This is a genomic window from Rhizobium zaerense, assembly GCF_051810725.1.
In the GTDB taxonomy this organism is placed as follows: Bacteria; Pseudomonadota; Alphaproteobacteria; order Rhizobiales; family Rhizobiaceae; genus Rhizobium; species Rhizobium leguminosarum_I.
The window spans coordinates 3,127,947-3,143,671 of the sequence record NZ_CM132690.1 but is presented as its reverse complement, the minus strand read 5'-3'; the positions used below and the strand labels follow the sequence as shown (position 1 = coordinate 3,143,671).

At 61.3% G+C, this 15,725-nt stretch carries 12 protein-coding genes and 1 pseudogene; 7 read left to right on the top strand and 6 right to left on the bottom strand.

The annotated features are described in order from the left end of the window. Nucleotides 1–186: 186 nt before the first annotated feature. The 4 genes from ACS4RR_RS15205 to ACS4RR_RS15190 all read right to left on the bottom strand — a co-directional run bounded on the left by ACS4RR_RS15205 (nucleotide 187) and on the right by ACS4RR_RS15190 (nucleotide 4,760). Nucleotides 187–576 carry a hypothetical protein gene (locus ACS4RR_RS15205; RefSeq protein WP_260058405.1) on the bottom strand — a complete coding sequence of 130 codons (390 nt, stop codon included), beginning with the start codon at nucleotides 574–576 and terminating at the stop codon, nucleotides 187–189. An 85-nt stretch (nucleotides 577–661) separates the two neighbouring features. Next, complete coding sequence (locus ACS4RR_RS15200) at nucleotides 662–3,088, bottom strand: arylsulfatase (protein WP_456188982.1); 2,427 nt, start codon at nucleotides 3,086–3,088, stop codon at nucleotides 662–664. 301 nt (nucleotides 3,089–3,389) lie between these two features. Beyond that, nucleotides 3,390–3,566 carry a hypothetical protein gene (locus ACS4RR_RS15195; protein ID WP_456188981.1) on the bottom strand — a complete coding sequence of 59 codons (177 nt, stop codon included), beginning with the start codon at nucleotides 3,564–3,566 and terminating at the stop codon, nucleotides 3,390–3,392. Nucleotides 3,567–3,806: 240 nt separating this feature from the next. After that, nucleotides 3,807–4,760, bottom strand: a complete 954-nt coding sequence (locus ACS4RR_RS15190) for a formylglycine-generating enzyme family protein (RefSeq protein ID WP_260110780.1) — start codon at nucleotides 4,758–4,760, stop codon at nucleotides 3,807–3,809. 945 nt (nucleotides 4,761–5,705) lie between these two features. Between ACS4RR_RS15190 and ACS4RR_RS15185 the strand changes: the two are divergent. The 5 genes and pseudogenes from ACS4RR_RS15185 (at nucleotide 5,706) to hflX (ending at nucleotide 12,014) form a co-directional block, all read left to right on the top strand. Further along, nucleotides 5,706–7,975: pseudogene (locus tag ACS4RR_RS15185) on the top strand (sensor histidine kinase NtrY-like). Beyond that, entirely contained in the window at nucleotides 7,965–9,329 is a 1,365-nt protein-coding gene (ntrX, locus tag ACS4RR_RS15180) for a nitrogen assimilation response regulator NtrX (RefSeq protein ID WP_017964179.1), read from the top strand. The pseudogene ACS4RR_RS15185 and the gene ntrX overlap by 11 nt, the downstream one beginning before the upstream one ends. 63 nt (nucleotides 9,330–9,392) lie before the next feature. Then, on the top strand, nucleotides 9,393–10,256 hold the full coding sequence (locus tag ACS4RR_RS15175) for a D-amino-acid transaminase (protein ID WP_456188980.1): 864 nt from the start codon (nucleotides 9,393–9,395) through the stop codon (nucleotides 10,254–10,256). Nucleotides 10,257–10,368: 112 nt separating this feature from the next. Further along, nucleotides 10,369–10,611, top strand: a complete 243-nt coding sequence (gene hfq, locus ACS4RR_RS15170; RefSeq protein WP_003539403.1) for an RNA chaperone Hfq — start codon at nucleotides 10,369–10,371, stop codon at nucleotides 10,609–10,611. A 77-nt stretch (nucleotides 10,612–10,688) separates the two neighbouring features. Then, nucleotides 10,689–12,014, top strand: coding sequence for a GTPase HflX (hflX, locus tag ACS4RR_RS15165; RefSeq protein ID WP_456188979.1), 1,326 nt, complete (start codon nucleotides 10,689–10,691; stop codon nucleotides 12,012–12,014). A 225-nt stretch (nucleotides 12,015–12,239) separates the two neighbouring features. Here hflX and mazG read toward each other — a convergent pair whose 3' ends face one another. Continuing rightward, nucleotides 12,240–13,079, bottom strand: a complete 840-nt coding sequence (gene mazG / locus ACS4RR_RS15160) for a nucleoside triphosphate pyrophosphohydrolase (protein WP_456188978.1) — start codon at nucleotides 13,077–13,079, stop codon at nucleotides 12,240–12,242. Between the two features lie 36 nt (nucleotides 13,080–13,115). Beyond that, entirely contained in the window at nucleotides 13,116–13,703 is a 588-nt protein-coding gene (locus tag ACS4RR_RS15155; protein ID WP_456188977.1) for a nucleoside deaminase, read from the bottom strand. A 268-nt stretch (nucleotides 13,704–13,971) separates the two neighbouring features. Here ACS4RR_RS15155 and cysG point away from each other — a divergent pair, with 268 nt between their 5' ends. Then, nucleotides 13,972–15,408: a siroheme synthase CysG gene (gene cysG / locus ACS4RR_RS15150; RefSeq protein ID WP_456190145.1), complete on the top strand. Its 1,437-nt coding sequence runs from the start codon at nucleotides 13,972–13,974 to the stop codon at nucleotides 15,406–15,408. A gap of 2 nt (nucleotides 15,409–15,410) precedes the next feature. Next, entirely contained in the window at nucleotides 15,411–15,725 is a 315-nt protein-coding gene (locus tag ACS4RR_RS15145; protein ID WP_011651871.1) for a DUF2849 domain-containing protein, read from the top strand.

The window sequence follows — 15,725 nt, the reverse complement described above, 5'->3', positions numbered from 1 at the left end:
AAACCGATCCTCGTCCATCAAAGGCGGCGCATCGAGCCTGTTCGACGACTACGCAGATCGAGGGAAGGAGACTCCAGGCGCGTGAACCGCGGAAGCGGACATCGCCTCTTCGCCGCCTCTTAGCAGCCCGCGACCCGAAGCGGCCAAAGCCGTTAGTGACCACGCAAGGGGCCACGACGACTCGGTCTAACGCGCCCGCCAGATAGCGAGCAAGCACCACAGGGAAGTCGCCGCGTGATAGAGGATCGCGGGCCACAACAGGATGCCGATCATCTCCGGAACGAGAGCGGAATAGGTCAGGACCGCCGTGGTCAGGAAATTATAGAGCGCCACGCCGACGAGGAGTCCCAGCGTGCCTCGCCTGTCTTCGGCGTCACGCCCGCCCCAGCTTGCTGCGGCAAGAGCGAGCAGCGCCGCACCGCAGATCCGCGCAATCAGTGGTGCCTCCGAAGCGACCGGCCTTGCCTCAAACAGCAGAACGAAGAGGATCGATGGCGCCACGACAAGCCCCAGTCCCGTTGCACCTTCGGCGATTGCGAACAGGGTCAGAAGCGTGTGTCGGTGAGCTGTGTTCATGGCGCAGGACCCCCGTGCCCAGGTCAACGTCACTTTCGGCACGGGCCGCCTTGGCGACGGGCCGCTCTGCGCAGAACCTCTTGCATCAAGGTTGCGGCTGAAGTTCTATCTTCAAGCTGCTCAGCTTGCCGTCGAAGGCGAACGGTGCCTGGTAGTCGTTATCGTCGACACCGGTTCCCGTGTCGGAGCCGATATCAAAGGTTTCACTCGCCTCGAGAGCAAATGGAATGGTGTTTGGGAAGGTCCCGCTTGCCGCCTCGGCGCCGTCGATCGTGATTGTCCCCTTGCCACCTTTGCCGAGGCCGGGCCCATCGGACTTGAAGGAGAAGCCGAGATTGTGCTTTCCAGGCGTCAATGCCGCTGCGCCCTCCACCCTCGGCCGGGCGAGATCCAATAGGTCATAGACAAAGATTGGCTTCCCTTTGAGCAGGTAGAAGCCCCATCCCCCGAAGCGCCCGCCTGCAGTCACAAGCATGCCGTTGCCGCCGCCCGCGGGCACATCGATATCGGCCGTGATCGTGAAGGACTTGTTGAGGATGCTCGGTGCCGTCCCAAGGGGCACGCCGACGATGGGTTTCGTGTAGATGAAATCATTACGTCCGGCGACGATGCTCGGTCGCGGGAGAATGAAGCGCGTCAAGGCCGAGGCGTCCAACGGCAGAACCTGGTACTTCGCAGCCTCGATCCAGAACAAATCCTGCAACTCCTTCAGCTTGCCGGGATTGGCGGCCGCCAGATCGTTGTTTTGCGTCCAGTCCTTGGACAGGTCGAACAGCTCCCAGGTCACGCCGTTGACGATGTCTTTCGGGATCGGAGCCGTTCCGTTCCAAGGTTCCCGATAGGGCAACGTGGAGGCGATCCACCCATCGTGATAGATCGCGCGATTGCCGAACATCTCGAAATATTGGGTCGAATGTTTCGATGGCGCATCGGCGTTTGCCTTGTCGAATGTGTAGGCCAGGCTCACGCCTTCGATCGGCGTCTGGGTGATCCCGTTAACTGCATCAGGAGCACGGATGCCCGTCACTTCCAAGATCGTCGGGACGATGTCGATGACATGGTGGAACTGGTTACGCACCCCACCCGGATCTTTGATGTGGCCTGGCCACGCAATGGCCATACCGTTACGAATGCCCCCAAAATAGGAAGCGACCTGCTTGGTCCACTTGAAGGGCGTATCGAAAGCCCAAGCCCAGCCGACCGAATAGTGCGGATAGGTCAACGCCGACCCCCAGGCGTCGTAGAATTTGAGCTGGTCCTGGACGGGCACGTCGACGCCGTTGAAGAAAGTCATCTCGTTTGGCGTTCCAGCCGGGGAGCCTTCCGCGCTCGCGCCATTGTCGCCGCTGATAAAGATAATCAGCGTGTCGTCGAGCTTGCCCATGTCCTCGACCGCTTTGACGACCCGGCCGATTTCATTGTCGGTATAGGCGAGGTAGGCTCCGTAGACATCGGCCTGGTGGATGAAGAGCTTCTTCTCATCAGCCGAAAGGACGTCCCACGGCTTGATGAGCTTATCTGGCCAGGCTGTCAGTTGCGCATCCTGAGGGATAACCCCCAGCCTCTTCTGGTTGGCGAAGATTTGCTCGCGCAGCGCATTCCATCCCTTGTCGAACAGATGCAAGTCGCTGATCTTCTTGATCCATTCGGGGGTCGGGTGATGAGGCGCATGAGTCCCGCCCGGTGCATAGTAGAGGAAGAATGGCTTCTTGGGATCGAGCTGATTGAGTTGGTTGAGATAGTTGATGGCGTCGTCCGCCATATCCGTCGTCAGGTTGTAGGTAGGATTGTTCAGATAGGGATAGACACGCGTGGTATTGCGGTAGAGGTCCGGTTGCCACTGGTTGGTCTCGCCGCTGACAAAGCCATAGAAATATTCAAATCCCATTCCGATGGGCCATTGATCGAAGGGGCCGGCCTGACTGGTTTGGAAAGATGGCGTGTTGTGATTCTTGCCGAACCACGATGTTGCATAACCATTCGCCTTGAGGATCGTGCCGATCGTATCCTTGTCCGCGGTAATGACGCTGTCGTAGCCCGGATAACCGGTCGACGCCTCGCTGATCACACCGAAGCCGACTGAATGATGATTGCGGCCCGTGATCAGAGCGGCGCGTGTCGGGGAACACAGCGATGTCGTTTGGAAGTTCGTGTAGCGCAGGCCTATGTTGGCAATCCGGTCGAGCGTTGGCGTCGGAATGACCCCGCCGAACGTGCTCGGGGCCGCAAATCCGACGTCATCGGTCAAGATCAGCAAGACGTTTGGCGCACCCTTGGGCGGCACAACTTGCGGCTGCCAGTATGGCGTCGACTGAAGCGCGTCGAGATTTGTCGTGCCGCCAAACTGCCCTGGCGGCGGCGGGATCTGTCGGCCGTCGATTGTGATCGTCGCACTCGGCGTGCCGGGTGTTCCATTGATGACTTGAGCTGACGCACTCGTCCCGCCAATGGAAAAAAATGTAAGCGCAGTGCCGCCTAATAGGGCAGCCAAAGTCAGGATACTGCTTTTCATCTCGATTCCCCCCCGGCAATCGATCCCGCGTGATGTGGACCGTTTTATTCGGGGAGGGTATGGCGAGTACCGCGAGCGCGCCAGTAACATACAGTATGCACTGTTGATCCGCGTTCGCTCCGACAGTCACACTCGAGAACACGTTGCGGACCTTATTTCCGGGCAACGGCCGAAGGAGTGATCGTCCCGCTGCAGCTGCGCCGGATTGACAGATACTACCGTATGATACGGGCAAACCTCTCTTCGAGCGAATATTGTTGCGGACGGGCGCTGGTCACACCGAAGCCGAGCGCGAATTTGCTTATGAAGGAAGTTCAGCATCGGCCAGCTCGACCAGGGCTTGGAAGAAGCACAGGCTCACGCGTGGACTATTGTCGGCACAGAGTTCGCGGAAGTTATCGTCACGGGCGGCGAGTGAATCGATGGTTTTGGCGCTGGCTGGAAAGACGCGCTTGGCGAACCGTGTGTCGTAATCCATCCATCCAACCTCCAGGCGGCCTCTGCAGGTGCGGCTGCCGCATCGGATTATAAGTTGTGCATTATGATCCGGAATAGGGTGGAAGCAACGTAGTTTACAGTAAGGAACGGGAACGAAATCGGAAACCGCAATCCACGGGAGTACGCCCATAACCTGCGGATCACGAAGGACACGTCATGAAAGGTCTTGTCACCACCGGTGGCTTATTCCGCCGACGCGACATGTGGCCATGACGCCGCCTCACGCGCGCTTGACACATCTGAAGCCGACATGACTTGTGGACGTGTCCTCAGGCTCGGCATGTCTGGCGGCCGGACGATAGCGCCTGCAGTAGTTCGGCGCGCAAAGGTGGGACCCGCCCTTGAGGACGCGCCGCGGGATCCTGATGTCAGGCAGCCGCGGATCGTAGCTGGCGTCGGCGTCGCCTCCGCGGGGATTGCTGGGGATGCAGCATGAATGGCTGGCAGGCTCGGGATGGCGTGTCGACCAGAAGTCGGAGGTCCATTCCCAGACATTGCCGATCATGTCAAAGATGCCGTAGCCGTTTGATGGAAAGGATCCGACCGGCGACGTTCTGTCCGCACTGGCTGGCTTTGTGCTCAGCGTAGGGAAGGTACCCTGCCAGATATTGGCCATGAGCTTTCCTTCCGGGTGCAACGCGTCGCCCCAGGCAAATTCCGCTTCATCAAGGCCGCCGCGCGCAGCCAGCTCCCACTCTGCCTCGGTCGGCAGATCTTTTCCCGCCCAAGCAGCATAGGCCTTGGCGTCGCTATGGGCGATATGAACGACGGGATGATCGAGCTTACCGCGGATGTCGGTGCGACCGCCGTAAGGGTGTCGCCAGTCCGCGCCGAACTTGAACGACCACCACTGGGTAATGTCGGGGCCGACGACGGCTTTCGGCGGCGTGAACACCAGAGATCCGGCTCGCAGCATTTTGGGAAGCGCTCCGGGATAGTCCTCGGCACGGGGAGCCCTTTCGGCGACGGTTATATATCCGGTGGCGTTGACGAATGAGGCGAACTGTCGGTTGGTGACAGGGGTGGCGTCGATCCAGAAGCCGTCGACCGTCACCGGATGGGCAGGGGCCTCCTCCACATAATGCTCGTTCGATCCCATGGTGAAGGTACGGCCGGCTACCCGGACCAGACCCTGAAATCCCGCGTCGTCCACCGCGCGCCGGCCAGGCATCATTTTCATCACCCTCGCAGCTTATCGCTGTTTATCCAACAGTGCATGTTCCCGATCTTCCATCAAGATGACTATCCCTCAGAGCCGCGTTCTTGAAGTAGGTTACAGTAAAATACGCGACCCCGCCGAATTCTATCGAGCGAAATAGAAGTCGCGGAGATGATATCGCGTCAGCACGGATGTCGCCTTTCACGCTATGGGCGGTTTTGCCCATAGGTTGCAGTAAGATACCTGCTCTCCTTATATTCGCATGTCTTATGTACGCGTCCAGGCAAGCCGAGAGGCGGATATCCCAGAGAATTCGAGAACCTCATCGGACCGTATCCAGCAGTCGATTGCAGCGTTGAGCTTTGCACTGCCAAGCTCGCCCCCCGATCAGGAACAAGCCGGCGTCTGCCAAATGAAATACCCGCCGCGGGAACGCCGAAGAAGCTTGGAATTGCGATAGAGGATGGGCATCGGACTCAAAGCTTAAGGGCAGGGCGTTATCCTTTCTAGCGCCAAATTCGCCCGAAGATCACCCCCAAAGCGCCCACGACCGCGACTTACGATCGGAGCGCGACGAAATCGACGCGCGGTATTGACGTCTGCTTGGAGGCGACGGCTAGATGTTGCACCACTCGCCCGGAAGGCAGCCCAAAATAGTCTGCGTTGCGGGCGTTCCGGGAGTGCGATGAACAGCCGATCCTGCCAGCTTCATCGCCGGACCAAGGGCTTGCCGAACCGGCCTTCGAACTGAAGGCGCTCATTGTGGCGGACGAGGTCAGCGCAGCTTGACAATGTCCGAGATGCGTTGCATTTTCGCCACAATGCGTTGCTTAAAGGTCACGCAAGGGTTTAGACATTCGCTCCCGATCGAGTCGTTGCAACGCTGGCTTCTTTAAGCCGGCGTTTCCTTGGTTTCGATCGGATGGCGAGGGCGGCAAGTGCCGTCTGAAGAGAGGCCGAATGACGCAGGATGGGGTATCGCCGGCGGCGGCGGGCGAGACGGTGACGACGGTGACCGATCGCCGCGCCCTTTTTGCCGTGCCCGGCCTCGTGCTCGCCGGCGGCGCGCTTCTCTGCGCCACGGCCACACTTTTCGTGCTGCTCGGTCTGACGCCGATCGCGCCGACGTCACATGTCGTCATCACCTCGGTGATCGTCAATTCCTTCTTTGTCCTGACGCTGCTGGCCTTGATCGCTCGCGAGGTGGCAAGGCTGCTGAAAGCCCGCACCCGCGGCCGTGCGGCAGCCCGCCTGCATATCCGCATCGTCGTGCTTTTTTCGATCGTCGCCATTACGCCGGCGATCCTCGTCGCCATCTTCGCCAGCATCACGCTGAATGCCGGTCTCGATCGCTGGTTTGCCCTGCGCACCCAGTCGATCGTCAGCTCGTCGCGGAATATCGGTCAGGCCTACATGATGGAGAATGCCAGCTATCTGCAGGGGCAGACGGTCTCCATGGCCAACGACCTGGAGCGCAACCGCGCGCTCTACAGTCTCGACAGGACGGGTTTTGCCGACCTGATGACCCGCCAGGCGAGGGGCCGCGGCCTGCTCGGCGCCTTCCTCGTCGAGCGCGACGGCTCGGTGATCGTCCAGGCCGATATCGCCACTGAAAAGCCGCTGCCGGCCATTCCACAGGACGCGCTGGAAAAGGCGGCTGCCGGCCAGCCGACACTGATCCCGCCCGGCGTCACCAATCTCGTCGGCGCCATTATCAAGCTCGATGCCATCCAGGGCACCTTCCTTTACACGGTGCGCGCCGTCGATCCCAAGGTCATGGGCGCCATGCGCATGATGGAGGAGAACGCCACCGAATACCGCTCGATGGAGGCCAACCGCTTCTCGCTGCAGGTCGCCTTCGCCGTGCTCTATATTGGCTTCGCGCTGATCGTGCTCTTGGCGGCGATCTGGACCGCGATCGCCGTCGCCGACCGCATCGTCCGGCCGATCCGCCTGCTGATCACGGCGGCCGACAGTGTCGCATCGGGCAATATGGACATCGTCGTGCCGGTGCATGCCGTTGACGGCGATGTCGCCAATCTCTCGCGCACCTTCAACAAGATGATCTCGGAAATCCGCACCCAGCGCGACGAGATCCTGGAGGCCAAGGACGAGGTCGACGACCGCCGCCGCTTCATCGAAGCGGTGCTGTCGGGCGTCACCGCCGCCGTCATCGGCGTCGAGCAGGACCGCCGCATCGCCATCGTCAACAGTTCGGCCGAGACGCTGATGTCGCTATCGGCGGGCGAGATGCTCGGAAAGCAGCTGGTCGACATTGCGCCCGAGGTCGATCACGTGCTGACCGAGGCGGCGGTGCGTTATCGCGGCGATTTCCGCAAGCAGATCGCGCTGGTACGCGGCGGCACCGTGAGGACATTGAGTGTGCAGGTCACTCGCGAAGAAGTGCGCGACATGAGCGAATCCTACGTGATTACGCTCGACGACATCACCGACCTCGTCATCGCCCAGCGCTCGACCGCCTGGGGCGACGTGGCCAGGCGCATCGCCCATGAGATCAAGAACCCGCTGACGCCGATCCAGCTGTCCGCCGAGCGCATCCAGCGCCGCTACGGCAAGCAGATCGACCAGGGCGACCGAACCGTCTTCGACCAGTGCACGGATACGATCATCCGCCAGGTCGGCGATATCGGTCGCATGGTCGACGAATTCTCCGCCTTTGCCCGCATGCCGAAGCCGACCAAGGAGCCGAGCGATCTGCGCAATATCCTGCGCGACGCGATCTTCCTGCGTGAGATGGGCAACCATCACGTCACCTTCGAGCAGGATTTCGGCGACCAGCCTCTGGAGGGCCTGTTCGACAGTCGCATGCTCGGCCAGGCTTTTGGAAATCTCATCAAGAATGCCGTCGAATCGATCGAGGCCGTTCCGAGCGACGAGCGGGACGAACGCAAGGTTCTCGTCCGCGCTGCCCTCGATACCGGCCGCGACCGCTTCACCGTCGACGTGATCGACAATGGCCGCGGCCTGCCGGTGGAGAACCGCCACAGCATTCTGGAACCCTATATGACGATGCGTGAGAAGGGCACCGGCCTCGGCCTCGCCATCGTCAAGAAGATCATCGAGGAACATGGCGGGCAGCTGGAGCTGCATGATGCGCCCGCCGATTTTGACCGGGGAAGAGGGGCCATGATCCGCGTGCATCTGCCACGCCTGGATCCGACGCCTGCTGCCCCGCAGCCAATGACAAGGAAAGCGTTTATGGCCTCTGATATTCTCGTCGTCGACGATGAGCACGATATTCGCGAGATCGTTTCCGGCATTCTCTCCGACGAGGGACACGAGACGCGCACGGCCCATGACAGCGACAGCGCGCTGGCGGCGATTTCCGATCGCGTACCGCGGCTGATCTTCCTCGATATATGGATGCAGGGCAGCAAGCTCGATGGCCTGTCGCTGCTTGACGAGATCAAGACGCGCCATCCGGAACTGCCGATTGTGATGATCTCCGGCCACGGCAACATCGAGACCGCTGTCTCGGCGATCAAGCGCGGCGCCTTCGATTTCATCGAGAAACCCTTCAAGGCCGACCGGCTGATCCTGATCGCCGAACGGGCGCTGGAGAATTCCAAACTGAAGCGCGAGGTTTCCGACCTGAAGCGCCGCACTGGCGATGCGCTGGAGTTGATCGGCACCTCGGTTGCCGTTTCGCAGCTGCGCCAGACGATCGAGAAGGTTGCACCGACCAACAGCCGCATCATGATCCTCGGCGCCTCCGGCTCCGGCAAGGAACTGGTGGCGCGGATGATCCACAAGAAGTCGGCCCGCGCCAACGGCCCCTTCGTCGCGATCAACGCCGCCAACATCACGCCCGAACGCATGGAAGTGGCGCTGTTCGGCACCGAGGGCACGCCCGGCCAGGCGCGAAAGATCGGCGCGCTCGAAGAAGCCCATCGTGGCATCCTCTATCTCGACGAAGTCGGCGAAATGCCGCGCGAGACGCAGAACAAGATCCTGCGCGTGCTGGTCGATCAGCAGTTCGAGCGGGTTGGTGGTTCCAAGCGAGTCAAGGTCGATGTCCGCATCATCTCCTCGACCGCCTATAATCTTGAGAGCCGCATCGCTGAAGGATGGTTCCGCGAGGATCTCTATCATCGCCTCGCTGTCGTGCCGGTGCGTGTGCCGGCCCTTGCCGAGCGACGCGAGGACATTCCCTTCCTCGTCGACCAACTGATGCGCCAGATATCCGAGCAGGCCGGCATCCGTCCGCGCCGCATCGGCGACGACGCCATGGCCGTGCTGCAGGCGCATGATTGGCCCGGCAACATCCGCCAGCTGCGCAACAACATCGAGCGGCTGATGATCCTTGCCCGCACCGACGGCCCGGATGCGCCGATTACCGCCGACATGCTGCCGACCGATCTCGGCGACATGCTGCCGAAGGTTTCCGCCAAGAACGACTATCACATCATGACGCTGCCGCTGCGCGAAGCCCGCGAGATGTTCGAGAAGGATTACCTGATCGCCCAGATCAACCGCTTCGGCGGCAATATCTCGCGCACCGCGGAATTCGTCGGCATGGAGCGTTCGGCGCTGCATCGCAAGCTGAAGTCGCTCGGCGTCTGATCCTTTCCGGCGCGGCCGACGCTGCGCCGCGCCCATATTGCTTTCCGGAAGACCAGGTTTCCCATGCCGAGAATTGCCTATGTGAATGGCCGTTACGTCAAGCATTCCGATGCGAGCGTGCATATCGAGGATCGCGGCTACCAGTTCGCCGATGGCGTCTACGAGGTCTGCGAAGTGCGCCACGGCTATATCGTCGATCTCACACGCCATCTGAACCGTCTCGACCGTTCGCTCGGTGAGTTGCGCATCGCCTGGCCGATGGGCCGGGCGGCGCTGACGCAGGTCATTCGCGAGACGCTGCGCCGCAACCATGTCCGCAACGGGCTTTTCTACATGCAGGTGACACGCGGCGTCGCCCGCCGCGATCATGTTTTTCCGGCCGAGGGAACGCCGCCATCGCTTGTCATCACCGCCAAGAGCACCGATGCCAAGATCATCGCCGCCAAGAACGCCAACGGCATCAAGGCGATCACCCTTATCGACAACCGCTGGGACCGTGTCGACATCAAGTCCGTCGGTCTGCTGCCGAATGCCATGGCCCGCCAGCAGGCCAAGGAGGCCGGCGCCCAGGAAGCGATCTATGTCGATGGCGACGGCATGGTGAAGGAAGGGGCGGCGACCAATGTCTGGATCGTCGATCCGGACGGAACGCTGGTGACGCGCCCGGCCGAACACGGAATCCTGCGCGGCATTACCCGCACCACCTTGATGGATGTCGGTGCCAGGCTGGGGTTGACGATCACTGAGCGGAACTTCTCCATTTCGGAGATGCTCGCGGCCCGCGAGGTCTTCCTCACTGCAGCCACAAGCATTTGTTTTCCGGTCGTTTCCGTCGATGGCCAGGCCATTGCCAACGGTCATCCAGGCAGCGTTTCGCAGAAAGTCCGCGAGGCCTTTTTCGACGTTGCGGAAAAGATTGCGATTTGATACCAAGATTTGCTGGACAGGCGGAATGAGGATGCCGCCGGTCTTCGTATGGTGAGGTTGATTGATATTCTACCGGCCAGATCAGGTCGGCAATAAAGAAAGAAGCGGCGCGATGGCGGAACGTTCTCAGAATCTTCAGGACTTATTTCTCAATACTGTTCGCAAGCAAAAGATTTCCCTGACAATCTTTCTGATCAACGGCGTGAAACTCACGGGCGTTGTTACGTCTTTTGACAATTTCTGTGTTCTTCTTCGCCGTGACGGCCACTCGCAGCTCGTGTATAAGCATGCGATATCGACGATCATGCCGGGCCAGCCCATGCAGATGTTCGAGAGCGAAGAAGCCGCGTCCTAACAGGATCAGCCGTCATTTCGACACGCGATACCAAGAACGATTCGATCATCCCTGAGGCCGCCAAGCACAGGGACGACATGCGCGCGACTGTCGTCGTGCCGGTTCTGAAATCGCGCAGTCGCGGCGGCCAGAGCGAATCGGCATCGACCCGCACGCCGGAAAGCCGGCTCGAAGAGGCGACCGGTCTTGCCCAGGCGATCGATCTCGATGTCGTCAACGGCTCGATCGTCCCGGTCAACGATCCGAGACCGGCCACACTGCTCGGCACCGGCAAGATCGAGGAGATCAAGGCGCTGCTCGATGAGCGCGATTCTGGTCTCGTCATCGTCGATCATCCGTTGACGCCGGTGCAGCAGCGCAATCTCGAAAAGGAATGGAACGCCAAGGTCATCGACCGGACGGGCCTCATCCTCGAAATCTTCGGCCGCCGCGCCTCCACCAAGGAAGGCACGCTGCAGGTCGATCTCGCCCATCTGAATTATCAGAAGGGCCGACTGGTCCGAAGCTGGACCCACCTTGAACGCCAGCGCGGCGGCGGCGGCTTCATGGGCGGCCCCGGCGAAACCCAGATCGAAGCCGACCGGCGGATGCTGCAGGACCGCATCATCAAGCTCGAGCGCGAGCTGGAGCAGGTCGTGCGCACCCGCCAGCTCCACCGCGCCAAGCGCCGCAAGGTGCCGCACCCGATCGTAGCACTCGTCGGCTACACCAATGCCGGCAAATCGACGCTGTTCAACCGTATCACCGGCGCCGGTGTGCTGGCCGAAGACATGCTGTTTGCCACGCTCGACCCGACCCTTCGGCGCATGAAGCTGCCGCACGGCCGCACCGTCATCCTGTCCGACACCGTCGGCTTCATCTCCGACCTGCCGACCCATCTGGTCGCCGCCTTCCGGGCGACGCTGGAAGAGGTGCTGGAAGCCGATCTCATCCTGCATGTCCGCGACATGTCCGATGCCGACAACCAGGCGCAGAGCTCCGACGTGATGCGCATCCTGAACGATCTCGGCATCGACGAGGCCGAAGCCGACAAGCGGCTGATCGAAGTATGGAACAAGATCGACCGGCTGGAACCCGAGGTGCACGATGCCATGGTGCAGAAATCGGCCAGCGCCAGCAACGTGGTGGCGGTTTCGGCCGTCAGCGGCGAGGGCGTCGGCACGCTGATGGAAGAGATCAGCCGCAGACTGTCCGGCGTGATGACTGTGGCGACGATCCGCCTTCCGGTCGACAAGCTGGCACTGCTGCCCTGGCTTTACGACCACGCGATCGTTGACGGCCGCGAGGATAATGAAGATGGCTCGATCACGCTGGATCTGCGCCTCTCCGAAACCGAAGCGACTGAACTCGAACGCCGCATCGGCAATGGAGCGAAGTCTTCAAAGGAAGATTGGGAGCGGTAAGGCGCGCGCCTGGCGTAGCGCCACTGCTGTCGGGTTCGCGCTAATGGCTGCCCCTCACCCTAACCCTCTCCCCGTAAAAACGGGGCGAGGGGACGTGCCCTGCGAAAGGTTGGTGGGGCACGGTGAGGCTGCGGCATAACCCGTTCTCCCCGCAGGCGGGGAGAAGGTGGCGGCAGCCGGATGAGGGGCTGGCTTCGACGATCAATAGAAATCGCCGGCGATAACTCACTCCGCCACGATCGCTCTTTCAATCGCCTTCGCCGCCTGCCAGATTTCCTCCATCCGCTCCAGCGTCGCTGCTTCCAGCGTCTCGCCTTCTGCTTCAAGAACCTGTTCTATATGGCTGAAACGGCGCCGGAATTTCGTATTCGTTCCGCGCACTGCCTGCTCCGGATCGGCCTTGACATGCCGGCCGATATTGACGACCGCGAAGATCAGGTCGCCGAGTTCGTCGCTGACCTTTGCCTGATCGCCCTCCCGAAGGGCTGCCCGCAATTCACCGATCTCTTCCTCGATCTTGTCGAGGATCGGCTCGGGTGCCGCCCAGTCGAAGCCGACCTTGGCGGCGCGTTCCTGCAGCTTCAGGGCTTCCGTCAAAGCTGGAAAACTGCGCTGCACGGAGCCGAGGAAGCCGCTGTTGAAATCCTCGGTGATGCCGCGCCGTGACCGCCGCTCAGTGCGCTCGCGTTTCTCCGCCTGCTTGATCTCGTCCCATTGTCTCTTCACCGCGTCCGGCGTATCTGCCGGCGAGCGGGCAAAGACGTGCGGATGGCGGCGGATCATCTTGGCGGTGATGGCGTTGACCACGTCGCCGAAGGAAAATTCGCCGGCCTCCTCGGCCATGCGGGCGTGGAAGACCACCTGCAGCAGCAGGTCGCCCAACTCGTCACAGAGATCGTCCATATCGCCGCGCTCGATCGCGTCGGAGACCTCATAGGCTTCCTCGATGGTATAGGGCTTGATCGTCTCGAAGTTCTGCACGATGTCCCAGGGGCAGCCGGTTTCGGGATGGCGCAGCGCCGCCATGATCTCGATCAGCCGCGAAATGTCTTTAGAAGGTTGCATGTTGCCTCGGTTCAGCGGGCTTTAGTTCAGAGCCCCTCAGTTCAATGGAATGTCGTTGGCGCTCTTCGACGACTGGTAGCTGGTCGACAGGGCGTCGTAGCGCGCCTTGATGCGGGCGGTCTGCGCCTTCAGCGCGTTTTTCAGCGTAGCCTCTTCGGTCTCGATGAGATCGGCGATAGCAAAGCTGTTCCAGAAGGCGTTTTGCCTGCGGTAGCCGCCGGGTTCAAGCCCGAAGACTTCCTTGAGGATCTTCAAATCGTGCGGAATGGCGAAGGCGTCGCGGGAATCCTCATGGCTGAAGAAATAGTAGAAATTGTCGAAGCCCGCCCAGGTGATCGCCGACATGCACATGGTGCAGGGCTCGTGCGTCGACAGGAAGATCAGATCCTTGGTCGGCGGCTTGTCGCCAAGCTCGTAGAAGCGCTTCAGCGTATGGACCTCGCCGTGCCAGAGCGGATTGTCCAGCTCGTTATTGGTCTCGGCGACGACAAGCGAAAGATCGGATTTCCTTAAGATCGCCGCACCGAACAGCTTGTTGCCAAGCGAAACGCCACGCTCCGTCAGCGGCAGGATATTGTCTTCGATGACCGAAAGCAGGCGGGAGGCAATGGTCTTATCAGGCATGAGGGCCCTCCGGTTTTCCTCAGTCTATCGCCTTGGCGGCGCCAGTGAAATGCGTCAAGCGCCGGTGGACGTCTTTTGTCACAGGCTTTATACTGCACCGCAGCAAGCGGGCTGGGAATATGCGGCTTTTCGGCAGCACGGGTGACTTTTCTCAAATCACTGACGGCGCGAGCAAAAGAATACCCGCTTGCCTGGGCTTTCGAATTTCTGTTCCTTCAATCCCTTGTCGATCAAGGGCATATTCCGGCAACCTCGAAGTGGATTGATGATGCCTCCCAAGACTGAACAGCTTTCGGTATTTCCCGCCTTCTTTCGCGTGGAAGGCCAGAAGACGGCTGTCTTCGGCAATGGCGACGAGGCTTTCGCCAAGGTGCGGCTGCTGCTGAACACGAGGGCGCGGATTGTCGCCTATGCCGACCGGCCGGAAGCCGATTACCACGCTTTCCTGATCGCCAGCCGGATCGAGACCGTGCGCGCTGCCTTCTCAGCCGAACAGGTCGAGGGTTCGGCGCTCGTCTTCGCCGCAACCGGCAATGAAGCTGATGACCGCAGCATCGTCGATGCCGCCCGCGCTGCCAGAATTCCGGCCAATGCCGTCGATCAGCCCGATTACTGCGATTTCTTTACGCCGGCGCTGGTCAACCGCGCGCCCGTTGCCGTTGCGATCGGCACCGAAGGGGCAGGGCCGGTTCTGGCGCAGATGATCCGCGCGCAGATCGACCAGCTTCTTTCGCCCTCGCTCGGCCGCCTTGCCGGTCTGGCGACGAGCTACCGCAAGGCAGTCGAACAACTGATTCCGAAAGGCGTCTCGCGCCGGGTCTTCTGGCGCCGTTTCTTCTCCGGCGCCGTTGCCGATGCGGTCGCCAACGGCAACCTGCCGCAGGCCCGCCATGCCGCCGACCGGCTGCTGCATGCGATGGACAAGGTTGCCGGTCACGTCTGGCTGGTCGGCGCCGGTCCCGGTGCCGAGGATCTGCTGACGCTGCGCGCCCAGCGCGTGATGATGGAAGCCGATGTCATCGTCTATGACGCGCTGGTGCCGCAGGCGATCGTCGATATGGGCCGCCGCGATGCAGAACGGCTTTCCGTCGGCAAACGCAAGGGCTGCCATTCGAAATCCCAGGAAGAGATCAATGAACTGCTGGTCGAACTCGGCCGCCAGGGCAAGCGTGTCGTCCGCCTGAAATCCGGCGATCCCCTGGTCTATGGCCGGGCAGGGGAAGAGATGGCGGCACTGCGCGCTGCCGGAATCACCTATGAGGTCGTGCCCGGTATCACCTCGGCTTTCGCCGCCGCTGCCGATTTCGAGCTGCCGCTGACGCTGCGCGGCGTCGCCTCGTCGCTGGTGTTCACGACAGGCCATGATCTCACCGGCGACGTGCTGCCCGATTGGGCAAGCCTCGCCGTTTCCGGCGCCACGATCGCCGTCTATATGGGCCGCACGGTTGCCGCCTCCGTCGCCGAGCGGCTGATGCAGGCGGGCATTCCGCCTGAGACCACCGTCGCCGTCATCGAAAATGCCAGCCGCGCTGAGCGCCGCCTGCTGCATGGCACGCTTGCCGATCTGCCCGATCTGCAGCACCGCGACGAATTGACCGGGCCTGTCATGGTCATCATCGGCGATGCGGTCGCCGGCGCCAATTTCGAACTGTCCGAGCCCCTGGTGCGCGCAAACGCCCGGCTCGAGGAACTTGCAAGGAGCTGAATATGGGTGACAAGGTTCTGACCGCCAACCGGCTGACGGACGGCATTGCCGTCTGGCTGGATGCGAATGGGAAGTGGTCGACCTCGCTGCAGGAGGCGCTCGTTGCCCGTCATGCCGAGGCCGTTGCGGCGCTTGAGGCGATCGGCAAGAAATCCTATGCCGACAACGAGGTCGTTGACGTCGCCGTCGTTGACGTTCAGGAAACCAACGGCATTCTCTGGCCGCTTCGCCTTCGCGAGCGCATCCGCGCACAAGGCCCGACCATGGAATATGCCCCGGGCTACGCTCCTGCCGATCCCGAATTCATTGCAGTCTGA

What these genes read in the sequence shown, in the direction of transcription:
- ACS4RR_RS15205 (WP_260058405.1), bottom strand. Translation starts at nt 576, where the DNA reads ATGAACACAGCTCACCGACACACGCTTCTGACCCTGTTCGCAATCGCC.
- ACS4RR_RS15200 (WP_456188982.1), bottom strand. Translation starts at nt 3,088, where the DNA reads ATGAAAAGCAGTATCCTGACTTTGGCTGCCCTATTAGGCGGCACTGCG.
- ACS4RR_RS15195 (WP_456188981.1), bottom strand. Translation starts at nt 3,566, where the DNA reads ATGGATTACGACACACGGTTCGCCAAGCGCGTCTTTCCAGCCAGCGCC.
- ACS4RR_RS15190 (WP_260110780.1), bottom strand. Translation starts at nt 4,760, where the DNA reads ATGATGCCTGGCCGGCGCGCGGTGGACGACGCGGGATTTCAGGGTCTG.
- ntrX (WP_017964179.1), top strand. Translation starts at nt 7,965, where the DNA reads ATGGCCTCTGATATTCTCGTCGTCGACGATGAGCACGATATTCGCGAG.
- ACS4RR_RS15175 (WP_456188980.1), top strand. Translation starts at nt 9,393, where the DNA reads ATGCCGAGAATTGCCTATGTGAATGGCCGTTACGTCAAGCATTCCGAT.
- hfq (WP_003539403.1), top strand. Translation starts at nt 10,369, where the DNA reads ATGGCGGAACGTTCTCAGAATCTTCAGGACTTATTTCTCAATACTGTT.
- hflX (WP_456188979.1), top strand. Translation starts at nt 10,689, where the DNA reads ATGCGCGCGACTGTCGTCGTGCCGGTTCTGAAATCGCGCAGTCGCGGC.
- mazG (WP_456188978.1), bottom strand. Translation starts at nt 13,079, where the DNA reads ATGCAACCTTCTAAAGACATTTCGCGGCTGATCGAGATCATGGCGGCG.
- ACS4RR_RS15155 (WP_456188977.1), bottom strand. Translation starts at nt 13,703, where the DNA reads ATGCCTGATAAGACCATTGCCTCCCGCCTGCTTTCGGTCATCGAAGAC.
- cysG (WP_456190145.1), top strand. Translation starts at nt 13,972, where the DNA reads ATGCCTCCCAAGACTGAACAGCTTTCGGTATTTCCCGCCTTCTTTCGC.
- ACS4RR_RS15145 (WP_011651871.1), top strand. Translation starts at nt 15,411, where the DNA reads ATGGGTGACAAGGTTCTGACCGCCAACCGGCTGACGGACGGCATTGCC.